General features: G+C 43.9%; 15 protein-coding genes. 12 read left to right on the forward strand and 3 right to left on the reverse strand.

Annotation, left to right across the window (positions count from 1 at the left end; translation table 11 throughout):
* Positions 1–36: 36 nt before the first annotated feature.
* Both G458_RS0111110 and G458_RS0111115 read right to left on the reverse strand, forming a co-directional pair.
* Positions 37–1,077 (reverse strand): quinone-dependent dihydroorotate dehydrogenase, encoded by a 1,041-nt coding sequence (locus G458_RS0111110; RefSeq protein WP_026951982.1) that lies wholly within the window; start codon positions 1,075–1,077, stop codon positions 37–39.
* A gap of 115 nt (positions 1,078–1,192) precedes the next feature.
* Positions 1,193–2,527: a M24 family metallopeptidase gene (locus tag G458_RS0111115; RefSeq protein WP_026951983.1), complete on the reverse strand. Its 1,335-nt coding sequence runs from the start codon at positions 2,525–2,527 to the stop codon at positions 1,193–1,195.
* 175 nt (positions 2,528–2,702) lie between these two features.
* Here G458_RS0111115 and bshA point away from each other — a divergent pair, with 175 nt between their 5' ends.
* From bshA to G458_RS0111185, 12 genes are all read left to right on the forward strand, one after another.
* Complete coding sequence (gene bshA, locus G458_RS0111125; RefSeq protein WP_026951984.1) at positions 2,703–3,839, forward strand: N-acetyl-alpha-D-glucosaminyl L-malate synthase BshA; 1,137 nt, start codon at positions 2,703–2,705, stop codon at positions 3,837–3,839.
* Between the two features lie 103 nt (positions 3,840–3,942).
* Positions 3,943–4,569 carry a sterol desaturase family protein gene (locus G458_RS0111130; RefSeq protein WP_026951985.1) on the forward strand — a complete coding sequence of 209 codons (627 nt, stop codon included), beginning with the start codon at positions 3,943–3,945 and terminating at the stop codon, positions 4,567–4,569.
* A 189-nt stretch (positions 4,570–4,758) separates the two neighbouring features.
* Positions 4,759–5,586: a Rossmann-fold NAD(P)-binding domain-containing protein gene (locus G458_RS0111135; protein WP_026951986.1), complete on the forward strand. Its 828-nt coding sequence runs from the start codon at positions 4,759–4,761 to the stop codon at positions 5,584–5,586.
* A gap of 329 nt (positions 5,587–5,915) precedes the next feature.
* Positions 5,916–7,802 carry a molecular chaperone HtpG gene (htpG, locus tag G458_RS0111140; RefSeq protein ID WP_026951987.1) on the forward strand — a complete coding sequence of 629 codons (1,887 nt, stop codon included), beginning with the start codon at positions 5,916–5,918 and terminating at the stop codon, positions 7,800–7,802.
* Positions 7,803–8,397: 595 nt separating this feature from the next.
* Positions 8,398–8,814 carry an RrF2 family transcriptional regulator gene (locus G458_RS0111150; RefSeq protein WP_026951989.1) on the forward strand — a complete coding sequence of 139 codons (417 nt, stop codon included), beginning with the start codon at positions 8,398–8,400 and terminating at the stop codon, positions 8,812–8,814.
* Positions 8,815–8,887: 73 nt separating this feature from the next.
* On the forward strand, positions 8,888–9,166 hold the full coding sequence (locus G458_RS0111155; RefSeq protein WP_026951990.1) for a DUF2061 domain-containing protein: 279 nt from the start codon (positions 8,888–8,890) through the stop codon (positions 9,164–9,166).
* Complete coding sequence (locus G458_RS0111160) at positions 9,135–9,839, forward strand: phosphoadenylyl-sulfate reductase (RefSeq protein WP_026951991.1); 705 nt, start codon at positions 9,135–9,137, stop codon at positions 9,837–9,839. Before G458_RS0111155 ends, G458_RS0111160 begins: the two co-directional genes overlap by 32 nt.
* Positions 9,840–10,039: 200 nt before the next feature.
* Positions 10,040–10,939: a sulfate adenylyltransferase subunit CysD gene (cysD, locus tag G458_RS0111165; protein ID WP_026951992.1), complete on the forward strand. Its 900-nt coding sequence runs from the start codon at positions 10,040–10,042 to the stop codon at positions 10,937–10,939.
* Between the two features lie 78 nt (positions 10,940–11,017).
* Complete coding sequence (locus tag G458_RS0111170) at positions 11,018–12,277, forward strand: sulfate adenylyltransferase subunit 1 (protein WP_026951993.1); 1,260 nt, start codon at positions 11,018–11,020, stop codon at positions 12,275–12,277.
* 217 nt (positions 12,278–12,494) lie between these two features.
* Positions 12,495–14,591 carry a HEPN domain-containing protein gene (locus G458_RS0111175; RefSeq protein ID WP_026951994.1) on the forward strand — a complete coding sequence of 699 codons (2,097 nt, stop codon included), beginning with the start codon at positions 12,495–12,497 and terminating at the stop codon, positions 14,589–14,591.
* A complete protein-coding gene (gene cobA, locus G458_RS0111180; RefSeq protein WP_026951995.1) occupies positions 14,588–15,361 on the forward strand; it encodes a uroporphyrinogen-III C-methyltransferase in 774 nt (257 codons plus the stop codon). The genes G458_RS0111175 and cobA overlap by 4 nt, the downstream gene beginning before the upstream one ends.
* Positions 15,362–15,597: 236 nt before the next feature.
* Positions 15,598–16,197, forward strand: coding sequence for a precorrin-2 dehydrogenase/sirohydrochlorin ferrochelatase family protein (locus G458_RS0111185; protein WP_026951996.1), 600 nt, complete (start codon positions 15,598–15,600; stop codon positions 16,195–16,197).
* A gap of 127 nt (positions 16,198–16,324) precedes the next feature.
* Here the strand turns inward: G458_RS0111185 and G458_RS20570 are convergent, their stop codons facing one another.
* Positions 16,325–18,004 carry a hypothetical protein gene (locus G458_RS20570; protein WP_035468039.1) on the reverse strand — a complete coding sequence of 560 codons (1,680 nt, stop codon included), beginning with the start codon at positions 18,002–18,004 and terminating at the stop codon, positions 16,325–16,327.
* Between the last annotated feature and the right edge of the window lie 150 nt (positions 18,005–18,154).

Genomic DNA, 18,154 nt, shown 5'->3' on the forward strand with positions numbered 1-18,154 from the left:
CTTTTAAGTTTAGCCAAAAGGCCAGATAAAGACAACTTACCGGGAAAAATAGGCCAGAAGTCCTTTCTTTATTCGTTTGATCAAGTCTGGTCCCTCATAAATCATGCCCGAGTACACTTGAACTAAGCTTGCTCCTGCCTGTAGCTTCTCGATGGCATCTTCCGGAGAGAAAATCCCGCCTACTCCGATAATCGGAAATGCTCCTGATGACTTCTGATGAAGGTATCGGATCACTTCGGTACTCCGGTTGGCTAGTACCTTCCCACTGACTCCTCCTGCTCCAATTGCCTCAACTTCTTCTTTGCTTGTGCTCAATTTTGAACGGTCGATGGTCGTATTGGTGGCGATGACTCCGTCGATTTGGGTTTCCTTGACGATTTCTATGATATCATCCAATTGCCCATCGTTCAAGTCAGGAGCAATTTTCAACAAAATGGGCTTAGGCTTGTCTTTTTGATCATTTGCGCTTTTTACTGCTAAAAGCAATTGCTTCAAAGGTTCTTTTTCCTGCAAATCCCGAAGATTGGGTGTGTTGGGAGAGCTTACATTTACCACAAAATAATCCACATAAGGATGTAATGCCTCCAAACAAAAGAGGTAATCGTCCACTGCATTCTCATTGGGGGTCAGTTTATTTTTCCCGATGTTTCCTCCTACGATCACAGAGGATTTTCTTTTCTTTAGGCGCTCTACCGCCGCTAGCACTCCGCCGTTATTGAACCCCATTCGATTAATCAGAGCCTCATCCTCAGGAAGTCTGAATAGCCTGGGAAGGGGATTCCCATCCTGAGGCTTGGGAGTCAAGGTGCCGATCTCAATGAATCCAAAACCCAGCATCGCCATTTCATCGATCAGCTTGGCATCTTTGTCAAATCCAGCTGCTAAGCCGATAGGATTTTTGAATTTTAGGCCAAAAACTTCCCGCTCCAACTTGGAGTCCTCCAATCCAAAAGTGGCTTTGATGATTGGGGCTAAAATTGGAAAGTTGAACGAAAACTTGGTCAACCCAAAAGTAAAATGATGGGCTGACTCCGGGTTTTTGAGAAAAAGAAGCGGCTTGAGGATAGACTTGTACACGTGCGGTGGCTTTGAATCAAAGGCCAAAGATAAAGTATCTGAATTCTTGTGGGGAAAGGAAATAAAAAAAAGGAAGTCTCTATGCGGAAACTTCCTTTTTGAGTCAGTCTCAGGATTACTTTTTCCCCACCAAAATTAGATTCTCCTGAGGAGTGATCAGATATCTGGCACCCTCAGCAGTGACTACCGCCATTTCTTCCACAGAAATTGTCTTTTCGGTTCCGTCTGCCTGTTTCCAGCAGTGAAATCCATCAAAAGCAAAGACCATCCCCTCTTTTAAAATCTTTTGTGCCGCAGGCCTTGGAGTCTGCAACCTTGCTCCACCAAGATTCGGGCCGACGTCATGGGCCACGTAGCCAACCGGATGCCCGGTACTCCAAGGCACATACAAGGATCCATTGGCATCCATCAAGTCTCGCTGCGCGCGATCTACATCCTCACCTTTCACTCCTGGCTTCATAGCTCCAAGTGCTGCACGGCTACCATTTTTTCCATTTTCCCAATATTGAAGGATTTCAGCCGGAGCCTCAGTCTCCCCTTCCTTCAGGACATAAGCAAATCGCTGAATATCGCTCACCCAAATTCCATAGAGCTTCACTCCAAAATCGGTTTGGATTACGTCTCCAGGCATGATGACTTTGTCGGTAGCATGAGAATGCCCACGATCCGGGCCTGAGTTGACATTTGGATTTTGATCAGGATGCCAAGCATCGGTCACTCCATATTCTTTCATTTTAGCCTTCAGAAATTTCGCAACCTCCGCATCTGTTGTTTTTCCTGGGACAATCATCTCATAAGCTTCCTCTTGGAAGTCCGAGGCCAGTTGAGCCGCTTGGGTCAATATTTCCACTTCCTCTGGCAACTTGATGGAAAGCCATTCATAAACCAATTCTTCGGAAGAAACCAATTTAGAAGCATCCGAACCCATTAATTGAGCTAATTCTTGATATTGGCTATGCGTCATGCCATCCGCCATTTCATTGGAGGATGAGGTATTGACAGCCACGTTTTTAAATCCTTTTTGCTTGATGAAATCCACTGCTTTTGCCAGAGCCGACTCTCCCCGCGGTACCCGCTCCACTTTTTCATGAATATCCAATTCATCCAAAGCGGTGGCCTCTCCATCAGGTGAAAAAACCAAGGAATGAAAGCCCTCTGCATCGTTGTAGAATAGAAAAGCAGCAGTCCCACTTGCATTTTCCCCTCCTACATGGGTGGCAATCGGGTCATTGTAATTTTCCCGACAGACCACCAGCCATACATCCACTCCGGAATTCTTCAAAGCCTCCGGCAAAAGTTGGTTGATTCGTTTCTTTCGGATTTTAGGCCATGGATTATTCGCCCATCGGTCTTCAGAAAGTTGGGTTTCCTTCCCGGTTTGGGAGGCATCTTTGGGCTGGCATGCCAGAAGAAGGCCTGCCATCCCAAAAATCAAAAGTGAGTTTTTCATAGATTATGCTTATTTCTATCGGGAAAATAAGCAGCATTTTGGAAGTCCAAAACCAAAAGAGTGATCAAATGCCCAGAAATATTTTGAGTAAAGCGCATTTAAAAAATTAAATTTTGAACAAAATCACTTATCAAGCGTGTTTAAAAGCAAGTCAAACTAGCCCTCCCGGCAGCTAATGAAAATAGGAATAGTATGTTATCCCACCTTTGGTGGTAGTGGTGTCGTAGCCACCGAACTCGGAAAAGGTCTGGCCAAAGTAGGCCATGAGGTGCACTTCATCACCTACAAACAGCCCATGAGGCTGGACTTTTTCAGTGAAAATCTTTTTTATCATGAAGTGGATATCAAAAGCTACCCGCTTTTTGAATTTGCTCCTTATGAACTTGCACTTGCCAGCAAGATGGTCAGTGTGGTCAAATATGAAAATTTGGACCTCCTGCACGTGCATTATGCAATTCCTCATGCATCCTCAGCCTACATGGCCAAGCAGATTTTAAAAACAGAAGGAATTCAGATTCCGGTGGTGACTACCCTTCACGGGACAGACATCACATTGGTGGGAAAAGATCCCAGCTACGAGCCAGTGGTAACCTTTTCCATTAATCAATCAGACGGAGTTACAGCCGTCTCAGAAGATCTGAAAAAAGAAACATTCGAGCATTTTGATATCAAGCGGGAGATTGAGGTGATTCCCAATTTTATAGATCTGGAAAGATTCAAAAAGCAGCGAAAAGACCATTTTAAACTGGCTATTTGTCCTCAAGGAGAAAAGCTTTTGGTTCATACCTCCAATTTCAGAAAAGTAAAACGGGTAGAAGATGTGATCCATGTCTTCTATGAACTCCGAAAAACCATCCCTGCCAAACTTCTTTTGGTAGGTGACGGCCCTGAGCGGGACAGAATGGAGCGACTATGCAGGACTCTGGGAACTTGTGACGATATCCGGTTTTTGGGTAAGCTGGAAGCCGTCGAGGAAGTACTTTCCGTGGCAGACTTGTTTTTGATGCCTTCAGAAAAAGAGAGTTTTGGCCTCGCTGCTTTAGAGGCAATGGCCTGTGAAGTGCCGGTGTTGTCTTCCAATGCAGGAGGTATTCCGGAACTCAATTTGGATGGTGTGACAGGATTCGCTTGTGCCGTGGGAGATGTTGAAGACATGACCGCCAAGGCAAAATTTATCTTGGATGAGAAAAATCTTCCGGGCTTTAAAGAGCGTGCTTTGGCTCGTGCCAAAGAATTTGATATTCACCAGATTATGCCCAAGTATGTGGAATACTATGAAAAGACCATAGCCTCCACCCTTAAAATGGCCTAAGCCTGAGCTAAATCATTTGGATTATTGACCACTTAAACCCAAAACAAGTTACCTTTGTAGCGGTTAATAACCAGTGAAAATAAATTCAAAGAATTAAATACCTATGAAAAAGATTGGAAGATTGGATAAGCCCGACAACTTCGGTTCTGCCAAGATGTTTTCTAATCCTATTTTGGAAAAAATATCCAGAACCCATATTCTGGTGCCGATTACCCTATTCATGGCGATTTCATCGGTCTCCTTTTATTATGGATATACCGCTACCGAAATCCCGTTGGGCAAAGGCCTCCTGGTGCTATTTGCGGGTCTTTTTGCTTTCACTTTCGTGGAATACATGATGCATAAGCATTTCTTCCACATGGAGCCTGATACTCCTTTGAAGGATAAACTGCAGTACACCGTACATGGCGTGCACCATGATTACCCAAAAGATAAGGATAGATTGGCGATGCCTCCTTTCGTGAGCGCCGCATATGCTGCGATCTTCTATTTGGTATTTACCTTGATTATGGGAGATTATGCCTTATACTTCCTGCCGGGTTTTCTTTTGGGCTACACTGCTTATTTGGGAGTGCATTACATTGTGCATGCCTACAATCCCCCAAAGAATTTCTTCAAGGTACTTTGGGTAAATCATGCCATTCACCATTACAAAGATCCGGATACTTCTTTTGGCGTAAGCTCACCCCTTTGGGACTTCCTTTTGGGGACAATGCCTAAAAAAGACTAAAAAAAGCCTTCCTTCGGGGAGGTTTTTTTGTTTAGGTATTGCCACGAAGGTGCAAAGACACCAAAACGCTTTTACAAAAAAACCCTTCGATATTCATTATTCAACATTCGATATTCGAAATTTTAAAAGTCAAATATCGAATAATGAAGTGCTCAATCAGTGGTTTCGAAAAGAATCAATAACATAAAAATGAAAAGTATTTCCATCATCGGCCTAGGCTGGATCGGACAACCTTTGGGAATTTTGCTTCAGGAAAAGGGTTTTCAGGTTTTAGGCTCTACTACTTCTGCTGAGAAACAATTCAAGCTGAACCAAAAAGGCCTTGAAGCACTCCGGTTTTCCCTCAATCCCCATCCTGAAGGCGTTGGCTTTAATAAACTTTTCCAATCTGAAATTTTGGTGGTCAATATCCCTCCCCGAACCCGATCGGGAAATGGACTTTTTCATCGGGAACAGTTGAAATACCTGCGGGCCCTGATTGACCAGTCCTCTATCCAAAAAGTCGTTTTTGTCTCCAGCACAGGGATCTATCCTGAGATGGTTTCTGAGGAAGAATATGGAGAAGATTTTCCCATCACTTTAGAAAACACCGGGAATGATATCCTTCTCAAAGCCGAGAAGATGATGGATGCAGAAAGAAAATTTGACTTGACTGTTATCCGGTTTGGAGGCTTGATGGGTGAGGAAAGGATTCCAGGGAAATATTTCTCAGGAAAGGAAAATGTGGCCGGACATACCCGTGTAAACTTCATCCATCAAAATGATGCGGTAAGGATCATTGCCTGGATTATAGAAAAAGGCCTTTGGAATCAAACTTTCAATGGAGTGGCTCCCATTCATCCCCTTCGGAGGGAGATTTATGAGAAAAATGCAAGCGAACTGGGGATAGCTCCTCCAGCCAGCTACCAAAATGAACCGGAAGGCAAAGATCGATTGATTGATTCCAGTAAGATTTTGAGTACGGGCTTTGAGTTTGAGTATCCGGACCCATTGGAGTTTGACTATAAACACGGATAAAAGATAGCTTTGCAGATATTTTTAAAGATATAGGAGGTTGAGATATATTGCGACCGCTGGTAGCTTATTGCTATTGTATCTCGTGCAAGATAAATCTTTATTTATTCTGCCAACTGCGACTGCCCACTGGCAACTTTTTTTAGCTTTCTCACTTAATCCATTAGACTTTCAACTCTGCCAACTGAGACTGGTTTCTGCTCAATTATTATTTGTGGCTTTGTGCCTTTGTGGCAACCTTCAAATGCCATCTTGTCACTTTTCCTTACTTGGAACAGGCATTGATAAGGTCCTCTTGTCAATATTTTGTAACTACTAAACCGATTTATACCATGCAGGAAAAAGGTACCATCTCGATCCATACCGAGAACATTTTCCCGATTATCAAGAAATTCTTGTACTCCGATCACGAGATCTTCCTCCGTGAACTCGTATCCAACGCCGTCGATGCCACCCAAAAAATCAAACGACTGGCTACGCTAGGTCAGTACAAAGGCGAGTTGGGAGACATCACCGTGGAGGTAGCGTTTGATGAGAAAAAGAAAACCATCACCATCTCTGACAAAGGACTCGGGATGACCGCCGAGGAGATCAAAAAGTACATCAATCAGATTGCTTTCTCCGGAGCAACAGAGTTTGTGGAGAAATTCAAGGATGCCAAAGACGCCAATGAGATCATCGGTAAGTTTGGTTTGGGTTTCTATTCCGCCTTTATGGTGGCTAAAAATGTGGAAATCCACACCCTTTCCTATCAGGACGGAGCCGAACCAGCGATTTGGACTTGCGATGGAAGTACGGAGTTTGAAATCAAAAAAGGCAAGAAAAAGGAACGCGGAACAGACATTATCCTGCATATCAATGAGGATTCTGAAGAATTCCTGGATAAGTGGAAGCTTCAAGGCATTCTAGACAAATACTGCAAGTTTCTCCCTGTGCCGATCAAGTTTGGCACCAAATCCGAATCCGTAGAAGACGGAGTCGATGACAAAGGAGAAAAGAAATGGAAGTCCGTGGAAGTGGATAATATCATCAACACCACCTCCCCGATCTGGACCAAGTCTCCAAGTGACCTAAAGGATGAAGATTACTTGGCTTTCTACAAGAGTCTGTATCCCATGAGCGAGGATCCGCTTTTCTGGATTCACCTCAATGTGGACTATCCGTTTAACCTCACCGGGGTGCTTTATTTCCCGAAAGTGAAGAATGAATTCGAGCTTCAGCGCAATAAAATCAAGCTTTTCAGCCGTCAGGTATTCATCACCGACGAGGTGAAGGACATCGTACCTGAATTCCTGATGTTGCTTCATGGGGTGATCGACTCTCCGGATATTCCGCTCAACGTGTCCAGAAGCTTCTTGCAAGCCGACGGCAATGTGAAGAAAATCAACAACTACATCACCAAAAAGGTCGCTGACAAGCTCAGCGAACTGTATAAAAAAGACCGGAAGGCTTACGAAGAAAAGTGGAATGACATCGGCCTTTTTGTGAAGTACGGGATGATTTCCGAAGATAAATTCTACGAAAAAGGAAAAGAATTTACGCTGCTGAAAAACACCAAGAACGAATACTTCACTTTGGACGAGTACACCGAGAAAGTAAAGGCAATCCAAAAGGACAAAAACGATCAGGTGATTTTCTTGTATGCGACGGATCTGAACAAGCAAGACAGCTTTATCGACTCTGCAAACAAGAAAGGTTACGATGTTTTGGTGCTAGACTCTCCGATCGACAGCCACTTTATCCAGCATATCGAGACCAAGTTGGAGAAAACCCAAATGAAACGTGTCGATGCGGATGTAGTGGAAAAGCTGATCCAAAAAGAAGACAGCTATGCCAATCTCCTGACTGAAGACCAAAGCAAGCAAGTGAAGGAAGTCTTTGAAAAGGCGATTGGGGATAAATCCTATTCCGTGGAAATCGAAGGGCTAAGTCCTGAGGAACTTCCGGTAACCATCACCATGGAAGAGTGGATGCGCAGAATGAAAGATATGGCACAGACTGGTGGCGGACCTATGAGCTTCTACGGCAGCCTGCCAGACAGCTACAAAGTCGCCATCAATGGCAACCATCCTGTAGTCGATAAGATCCTCAAAGCTGAAGGAGAAGAAGCCCAATTGAAGCTTGCCAAGCAGGCATTCGACTTGGCTAAGCTTTCACAAGGTTTGCTGACCGGCAAAGATCTGACTGCCTTCGTGAAGCGAAGTGTAGAGATGATCTAAAATGATCAAGGATTTAATAACCCTAAATGTTTATCTAATCCCCGACAGTTTGTCGGGGATTTTTTATTTTAAACTGGTCATTACTATTAAAAAATTTATTCGTTTAATATTGACAAGATCAAAAATCAGGCGATATATTTAGTTCAAATTCAATGTGCAGTGAACCTTTTAATTAATTTCTCTAACTCAAAAACTTATAAAAGGAAAATTAATGTTTATGGATTCAATTAAAAAATGGGAACAATTCTCAATTTTCTTGCTAATAGTTTTGATATATATTGGATTTTTCCTTAAGTCAATCTCGATTTCCTTGTTAATCTTATTTTTTGGTATTCTAATCCAAATCTTAATTTTCTACCTGTATAAGAAGCAAAATCTAATGGGGGACTTCATAAAAAATAAAATAGGAGCAATTTTAACAGGTATAATTTTAATTGGATTCTTTCTTATTAAAAACTCTGGCGGATTCTGATTTACGATTTCAAAAATTCCTTGTTTAAAAATTTCTCTAATTAAAATCCCCGGCAATTTGTCGGGGATTTTTTATTCCCCACTCCCGGACTAGGCTATTCAAAGAATTGGTTTATTTTTGTTTATGCTTTCCAAAAAGACCAAATACGCCCTGCACGCCCTTACCTACTTGGGCAAACACAAAGCCGAAGGAACCGTCCTGATTCATGATATCGCCGAAGAACATGGAATTTCCCATAAGTTTTTGGAAAACATCTTGCTGGAACTCCGCAAGGCTGGCTATCTGGGTAGCAAAAAAGGAAAAGGTGGTGGCTACTACCTGATCAAAGAACCGAAGGACATTCCATTATCCAGGGTGATTCGACTACTAGACGGACCGATCGCCCTCCTTCCTTGCGTCAGCCTAAATTACTATGAACCCTGTGCAGAATGCAAAGATGAAGCCCGATGCGGGATAAATAAGGTCATGATTCAGGTTCGAGATGAAACTCTTAAAATACTGGAAAACAAGACTTTAGAAGATATTTTACAAGGGGAATGAAATTTTTTTCATATTAACCCTATAATTTTGATAGGCTTTATATACTTTTGCCAGTATATCTCTCATACAACCTATGATACTAGACCAGCCACTGAAACGATTCTTTGTCTCCAAAAAAGGAAAGGACACGAACATCAAAAGCTTGATCAAGTCTATTTCCTGGAGGGTGGTAGGCACCATTGACACGATGGTGATTTCCTACTTCGTCACCGGTCAGCTAATCATGGCAGTATCCATCGGATCTGTAGAAGTCGTGACCAAAATATTCCTGTATTACCTCCATGAGCGGGTATGGGAAAATGTAACCAGAACTAAGAAAAATGAGCCAGAACCAGAACTTGTCAGATCTTGAGTCCCGCTTAAGGGACCTGAGCCCGGGTGAAGGATTGGCAGTATTGGCAGATCTTTTTCCGGGTAAGGTGGTCTTTTCGACCTCTTTGGGTCAGGAAGACCAGGTAATCACTCAGTTGATTGCCAACCATAAACTTCCGATTCAGATCTTTTCTTTGGATACCGGAAGGCTTTTTGGAGAGACCTTGGATCTTCTAGCCAGGACAGAATCCAAATACAATACCCGAATCAAACTCTATTATCCTGAGCGTGATTCTGTTGAAAATTGGGTTGCAAAAAATGGAATCAACGGATTCTATGAAACTGTGGAGAACAGAAAGTCTTGCTGCTATGTCCGCAAGGTAGAGCCTCTTAAAAGAGCCTTAGCAGGCAATGAAATCTGGGTTACCGGGCTTCGAGCTGAACAAAGCGCCAACCGTAGCGAAATGAAAAAAATCGAATGGGATGAAGGAAATCAAATTCTCAAATACAATCCCCTGTTGGATTGGACTTTTGACGAAATGATTTCCTACATCGAGGAGCATAAAATCCCCTACAATCCGCTCCATGATCAGGGATTTGTCAGCATCGGCTGCGCTCCCTGCACCCGGGCAATTTTGCCTGGAGAAGATGCCCGAGCCGGGAGATGGTGGTGGGAGGATTCAAAGAAGGAGTGTGGACTGCATAGCAGATAGCAGTAGGCAGTGGGCAGTGGGCAGTAAACTTCAGCGTTCAGTATTCAGTATTCAACATTCTTTATTGAAAAATTGGAAGATTGAAAGATTGCAAAATTGATGTAGCATCCTTCTTACAATCAAAATAAGTAACCATTTGAAAACAAGGTTTAGATGCTTCCAACCAGCTCGTAAATCGTACTTCATAAATCGTAAATCCTATGTCAAACCTATTTATACCTAACCCTAAAGAAGCAGAATCGATCCATATCCTTCGGGAAGTGGCGGCGCAGTTTGAGCGTCCGGTTTTGCTTTTTTCTGGGGGAAAAGACTCGATCACCTTGGTGAGACTAGCCCAGAAGGCCTTTTTCCCTGCTAAAATCCCTTTTCCCCTCCTTCACGTGGACACCGGGCACAATTTTCCTGAGACTATTGAGTTCAGAGATCAGCTGGTCAAAGAACTTGGTCTCGAATTGATTGTGAGAAACGTGCAGGATTCTATTGATCAAGGAAAAGTTCGTGAGGAAAAAGGTCGCTATGCAAGTCGGAACACGCTGCAAACTACTACCCTCCTGGACGCTATCGAGGAATTTAAATTTGATGCTTGTATTGGTGGGGCAAGAAGAGATGAGGAAAAAGCCCGCGCCAAGGAGAGGGTGTTTTCTGTGCGGGATGACTTTGGCCAATGGGATGAGAAAAACCAGCGCCCTGAGCTTTTTGACATGCTCAACGGCAAAATCCACGTAGGGCAAAACGTACGCGTTTTCCCGATTTCCAACTGGACGGAATTGGATGTATGGGAATATATCCGTACTGAAAATATTGCGATTCCCAGCATCTATTTTGCCCACAAGCGGGAAGTCTTTTTCAGGGATGGATTGATTTGGACAGCCAATGAGCATGTATATCGCGAGGCCCATGAGGAGGTGACCGAAAAATGGGTTCGCTTCCGAACCGTGGGTGACATGACTTGTACGGCGGCTGTACTTTCTGAGGCGAAAACCTTGGACGATGTAGTCGCTGAAATCCGGGAATCCACCCTATCAGAGCGTGGAGCCCGCATCGATGACAAGCGGTCAGAGGCCGCGATGGAGTCGAGGAAGAAAGTGGGATATTTTTGATTTATGAATTACGATTGACGAATTACGAATTTGGCTGTGGACCGTGGTCCATGGACCGTTGACTAAAGACTAATAGAAATGGACATACAAGGCAGAAAATTGATCAAAATCGCCACAGCAGGCTCGGTGGATGACGGCAAAAGTACCCTGATCGGGCGTTTGCTTTATGAAACGAATTCCCTGACCACAGATAAAATCGAAGCGATTGAGCGAAATTCCAGACAACGTGGATACGATTACTTGGACTTTTCCTTGGCAACCGATGGCTTGGTAGCCGAGCGAGAGCAAGGAATCACCATCGATGTAGCGCATATCTATTTCAACACAAACAAAACCAATTTCATCGTAGCGGATACACCCGGCCATGTGGAATATACCCGAAACATGGTGACTGGAGCCTCCACTTCCCAGGTGGCAATTATTTTAATTGATGCCCGCAAAGGAGTGATTGAGCAGACTTACCGTCACTTTTTCATCAGCAATCTGCTCCGCATTGGTCACGTGGTCGTCGCCATCAACAAAATGGACTTGGTGGATTACAATGAAGATGTCTTTCTGAAAATCAAAGCAGATTTTGATGCCTTGGTGGCTAAAAGCAATTTCAGCGAGGATCAAATCACCTTCATTCCTGTTTCAGCCTTGAAAGGGGAAAACATCACCCGAAAGTCCGACCACATGCCTTGGTATGTAGGAAACACTTTGTTGGATCATCTGGAAGTCTTGGAGCCTCAGGATTTGCAAGAAAGTGCAGTGGCTAGATTCCCTGTCCAATATGTTATCCGACCTAAAACCGAAGCTTATCATGACTTCCGCGGTTTTTCGGGCAAACTCTATGGCAATTCGCTTCAAGTCGGAGACCAAGTCACCGTCCTTCCTTCCGGAAATGTATCCACCATCAAAGGCATTCATTTTTTCGATCAGGAAATTGACGCAGCAGCTCCAGGAGCTTCCGTGGTAATTACTCTGGAAGACGAAGTGGATTGCAGCCGAGGGGATATGATTGTGAAAGTCGGAGAAGAACCTTCCAGTGAAAAATCCATCTCTGCTACCCTTTGTCAGGTCAATTCCAAAAATCTCAGAGTTGGCCAAAAATATATCCTTCAGCACGGGGTCAATCGGGTATTGGCGAAAGTGGAGCAGATCGAATCTAAAATTCATGCTGACTTTTCCGGAACAGAGGAAACTGAGCAGCTGAAGCTAAATGATATCGGCAAAGTCCAGCTGAGACTAAGCAAACCGGTTCACTTTGATTCTTACCAAACCAATAAATCCAATGGAGCTTTTATTCTGATTGATGAAGGCAGTTTCGATACGGTTTCGGTGGGATTTATTGAGTAGCAGAAAGAGATTAGATACTAGACACAAGACGCTAGACATAAGACTTCGATATTCATTATTCGTTGTTCGACATTCGATATTGAAATTTTAAAATATCGAATATCGAACTCCAAATGATGAACATCGAATTAAAAAAATAAACAGCCCTGACTTTGGTCATGGCTTTTCTTACAACCTATAAACCTATATTCCCGATAGGGAATTCATATTAAAAGCCATGCAAAGCTTTCGAACCGAACTTGAAAATCCCATTGTAGAGAGAGACATCCTGGAACTGGAACGTAAAATCGCCCTATTTCGGGAAGGCAAAATTGATGAGGAAAAATTTCGCAGCCTGAGGCTTGCCCGTGGGGTATATGGACAAAGGCAACAAGGAGTCCAAATGATCCGGATCAAGCTTCCTTATGGTAGAGCTACTTCAGCCCAGCTAAGAAGGATTTGCAAAGTTTCGGAGGAGTATTCTACCGGGAGACTGCACATTACCACTCGTCAGGATATTCAGATTCATTACGTTTCTCTCGATCGTACACCACAGCTTTGGGCAGAACTGGAAAAAGATGATGTGACCCTCCGGGAAGCATGCGGAAATACCGTAAGAAACGTCACAGCTTCTGAGACTGCTGGAATTGACCCAAAAGAGCCTTTTGATGTTACGCCTTATGCGGACGCCACTTTTCGGTATTTCCTGAGAAATCCCATTTGCCAAGAGATGGGCCGAAAGTTCAAAATGGCCTTCTCTTCTTCGGATGAAGATACGGGACTAGCCTACATGCATGACTTGGGCTTTATCCCGAAATTGAAGGATGTCAACGGCCAGCAGGTTCGCGGATTCAAAGTTCTTCTTGGGGGAGGTTTGGGTTCTCAGCCACGGCACGGAGATTTGATCACCGAGTTTTTGGAGACGGATCAATTGATCCCCTTCATTGAAGCCGTTTTGAGGATCTTCGATCGTCATGGGGAAAGAGCACGAAGAAATAAGGCTCGGATGAAGTTTTTGGTTAAAGAAATCGGAATAGAAGCTTTTTTGGAATTGGTAGAAAATGAAAAGAAAGCCCTCCCATTCCAGTCCTTTCCACTGGATTTTGAAAATCAGGATACCCCAGCCTTACCTAATCCACCAACTGTTCAGGCAGAAGGAGAATTGGGACTGGATTTTGAGCTTTGGAAACTTACCAATATGCTACCTCAAAAACAGGAAGGATATGTTTCCATCGGTGTGCGTGTTCCCTTGGGAGATTTCTATTTGGATCAGGCCAGACCTTTGGCGGATTTGGTGGAAAAATACGCAGCAGGAGAAATTCGCTTTACCCTTCGCCAGAACATCCTGGTCCGGGATGTAAGAGCAGATTTGATTCCTTTCTTTTATCAAGAATTGAAAAAAATCAATCTAGCCCTAGGAGGATACAACTCCCTTGGTGACATCACTGCCTGCCCAGGAACAGATACTTGTAATCTCGGCATCGCGAGTTCTACAGGGATTGCATCTGAATTGGAGAAGGTCATCCAAAACGAATACCCTCATTTATTGAAAAATAGAGAGCTGGTCATTAAGATTTCTGGTTGCATGAATGCCTGCGGACAGCACAATATGGCCCACATCGGATTTCAGGGAATGTCTATGAAAGCCGGAAAAACGGTGATTCCAGCGCTCCAGGTCCTTCTAGGAGGAGGAAATATGGGAGATGGGAATGGGCGCTTTGCAGACAAAGTGACTAAAATCCCTAGTCGTCGCGGTCCTCAAGCACTCCGCCTTTTGATAGATGATTTTGAGAAGAATGCAAAGGGATTGGATTTCTTAAGCTACTATGACCTACAGGGACAGATGTATTTCTATGAGCTTCTCAAAGAATTGGCAGATGCCTCCACGGTCACAGAAGCAGATTCTGTGGACTGGGGACATCAGGAAGCCTATGAGGTAGCAGTGGGTGTCGGCGAATGTGCCGGAGTAGTGATCGACCTAGTGGCTACTTTGCTTTTGGAAGCTTTGGAAAAACTGGACCTTGGCCAGGAGTCTCTCGAAAATAGAGCTTGGGCAGACAGTATTTACCATCACTATGCTGGATTGATCAATGCCGCCAAAGCGCTTTTACTCAGCGAGGATATCAGCACCAATAGCTATGCGAATATCATTTCTTTATTCGATGAGAAGTTTATTCAAACTGGGAAAATAAACCTAGGGTCCTCTTTTGCAGAGGTAGTGTATCAAATCAACCAAAACGAGCCCTCAGAAGAGTTTGCCAAGGCTTATGCCAAACAGGCGATGGAAGTTTATGGCCTTTTGAAAAAGTATCGGGAAGAGGAGGTAGAAGCATGAGACAATCCATCATCCCAAAAGTCACTCTGCTTGGGGCAGGCCCCGGAGACCCTGAATTGATTACATTGAAAGGAATTTTGGCGCTAAATACCGCCGATGTCGTCCTATATGATGCATTAATAGACCCTGTTTTGCTTAACCATGCTCCTGCCACTTCCCTTAAAATTTTTGTAGGGAAGCGGGTAGGCAAGCATAGCACGCCACAGGAAGACACCAATCAACTCTGTGTAAGCTTAGCTAAAAAATACGGGCATGTAGTCCGGTTGAAAGGTGGAGACCCATTTGTATTCGGACGGGGTGGTGAGGAAATAGAATACATCGAAGCCTTTGGAATCCCGACCTCAGTAATCCCGGGAATAACCTCCGCCATTGCTGTTCCTGCCGCAGCTGGTATTCCAGTGACCAAAAGAGGAGTTTCGGAGAGTTTTTGGGTCGTAACCGGTACGACTACCAGTCAGGAACTTTCCAAAGACTTAGCTTTGGCTGCTCAATCAACGGCAACAGTGGTAATTCTCATGGGCACCAAGAAACTTCCGGAAATAGTAAAAACCTTCCGTCAAAGTGCAAAGGGACACTTACCCATTGCAATAATCCAAAGTGGAACCACGAGTGACGAAAAAATCACTGCCGGATTTATCTATGATATAGAGGAGAAGGCTTTGGAAAACCGGGTGGAAGCTCCTGCAATAATCATAGTCGGAGAAGTTGTCAGAGAAAGTCTCCGGTTGGCTGAAGTTTATCGGGAAGTTGTTAAAATGGAAATACGGTAGAAATATGCCCTTGGCGAAATACGACTGAAATATACTTAGTTGTACTCGGTGAAAGAGGACTTAGGTGAAATAGGCTTTGCGAAATAAAACTCACCTCGTTCGTCGAAATAGGTTCGGCTACACCTCACGAGAAACAGTCTCGACCAAAATATTTCGCTCGACAAAGTCAAACTTATTTCTAAGGTATTTCCACTGTATTTCTAATCTCTTGTCTCTAACTTCTTACCTCTAAAAGAATGAACCATCTCTACCCCATATTCCTCAAAGTCCACGAGCTCAATGTCCTATTGATTGGAGGTGGTTTTGTGGCTACGGAAAAGCTGGAATTTTTGCTAAAGTCAAGCCCAGAAGCACAAGTGACTGTTGTTTCCAAGTATTTCCGACCGGAATTTTTGGAGCTGGCTGAAGGAAAGGAAACTGTTACCCTAATCGAAGAGGCCTATCATGAAAAGTACCTTGGCGGAAAGCATATCGTGATTGCGGCCACCGACGACAAGGCAGTAAATCGACAAATCCGGGATGAGGCCAAAGAGCGATTTCTATTGGTCAATGTAGCCGATACGCCCGAGCTCTGTGATTTTTACTTAGGCGGAATTGTGACCAAAGGAAACCTGAAAATCGCCATTTCCACTAATGGAAAGTCTCCTACAACAGCCAAACGCCTCCGCCAATTACTGGAAGAAGTGCTGCCCGAAGAAATTGACGACCTATTGGAAAATCTGAATGCTTACCGGGATACACTCAAGGGTGATTTTGAATACAAAGTCAAAGCGATGAATGAAATCACGGAGGGGTTAGTGAGGAAAGAGAAACAAGACATTAGACACAAGATTTAAGTAGCAAGTAGCTAGTATCAAGATTTTAGAAAGCAATATGCTGTTGTATTTTCTCATGTTTTTACCTATTCACTTCGCAAGATTTGATAGAAAACCACACCTAAAAACCTGAATAATGAATTCGCTCCTAGTTTGAGTCCCTTACTTCACTCTTCGGATTTTTCATAAATGGATCGACTCCGGTCATTTCCCAATGACCCAAGGCAATGGGAATGCTTCCTATAGCATTCAGCTGATCAAAAAATTTCCGAAGGGTAAACACCTCCCCCTTTTCCTCCTTGATTCGGGCAAAATCAGCCAAAGCATTTTCCAGAAGATATTTTCCGGTAATGTAGCTAGAACCGTAGCCGGGTTGCCGCATGTAAAGATGCTGCTCAAAAAGTAAAAGCTCCTTCTCCGTCTTCATCCACCCTCTAGGGGTATAGTTCGAATGAATTCCTCCTGCTTCTACCATCGTCATTTCATTGGCTTGAGCATACAGCGAACCCAAACCCCGCGCTGCCCGCTGAGCAATCATGATATAGACGATCTCCCTGGAGCGAGGTGAATCTGCATATAGACCTGCATCCATCCACATCTCCTCCACAGCAGTAGCTGTACCTTCATTTCTGCTGTCAAAAATATTATACAAAAGTGGCCCTCTTCGAATCAGACTTTGATGAGGTTCATTATCCATAATAGCCAATTCGAACCAATGGTAGAAATGAGAATACAATGGAAGGGGATCATAATGCATCCCGATGGTGAAAAAATTCCGCTTTTCCTTTGGGACAAAAGCCCCTCTATGCTCCCGCAATGCCGGCTCGAAATAATCCTTCACGGTCAAAATCTCCTGCTTCTCCAGAAAACTCATCATTTTCTGAATGGACTTTTCGGTCAATTTCTCGAATTCCTCAGGCGAATCTGCTACCTCAACAGGGGGAAGATTTCGATTTTGATGCTCTTCCAATTTCAGCGAACTCCAAGCCCGTGCCAATTCCCGCTTCAAAATCATCACTTCATCCTCCCAAGTCAGGGGAACCAAATGGACATTTTGCATATACCAAGTATAATTTTCTTTTCCTATGCCAGACGGCCCGTCTTTCTTAGAAGCCTCTTCTTTCAGCCACTTCACCAAATCCTCGGTGGAACCAATCGCTTCTTGAATAGCCTTTGTCAGATCCTGATTCTCTCTCACTCCCGGAAAGCCCATAATCTCTTGTAGATCGCTGACCTGCTGCTCAACCGTGGGAATTCCTGCCTCCCAAAGCTCTTTTGCATTTCCAGTCAGGTTTTCTTTGGCCTGCCTATTCAGGGCTGAGATGGCTTTTATTTTTTCCAGAAAATCGGTGCTTTTTCCTTGCTCTAATGGGAAATCATATTGCCAAACTTCCACTACTCCATGATGAGTGGGCCCCTCGTGATCCGGCACATCACTTCGTTCCATCCAGATAGATTTGTAGAAGGCCGGATCCCGTTCCCAAGGTTTCAGAATTCGGTAATTGAAATCAAATCCATTCATTTCAGCCCAAACTATTCTCCAATCCACTTGCTCCGCTATGGTCCAGCCGGAAGTGTCCATGCCAAGAAGCTTGCCTTGAAGTGTGCGGAAGTCAGGCATTCGCTGTTCGAAGGTTGCTTTTCGGTAGTCTGGGGCTCCTTCGTGCAAGGGTGGCTTTTCAAATTCCCTCCAGGCTGAAAAAAGCGATTCCAAGTCTGCATAGCTAGCCGGGGATTTAATCTCTGAGGTAGCTGTGTCTGTTTTTTCTTCACAACTAAAAACAAAAAGCGAAAACAAGAAAATCGGAAGAATGAGATGGGAACGCATAAGATTAGTCGAAGTTGGGAAGAAGAAAGATAAGCCCTTAACTTTCAGGATGCAACCCACAATAATCACATGAAAAATCCAGCTTTGCCTTTCTTCAGAAAATCCTATTAGGTTCGCAATCAGGTTTTTTATTTCCCTTAGTTCCTGTAA

Origin of the sequence: Algoriphagus mannitolivorans DSM 15301 (assembly GCF_000429425.1) — a bacterium.
GTDB lineage: Bacteria > Bacteroidota > Bacteroidia > Cytophagales > Cyclobacteriaceae > Algoriphagus > Algoriphagus mannitolivorans.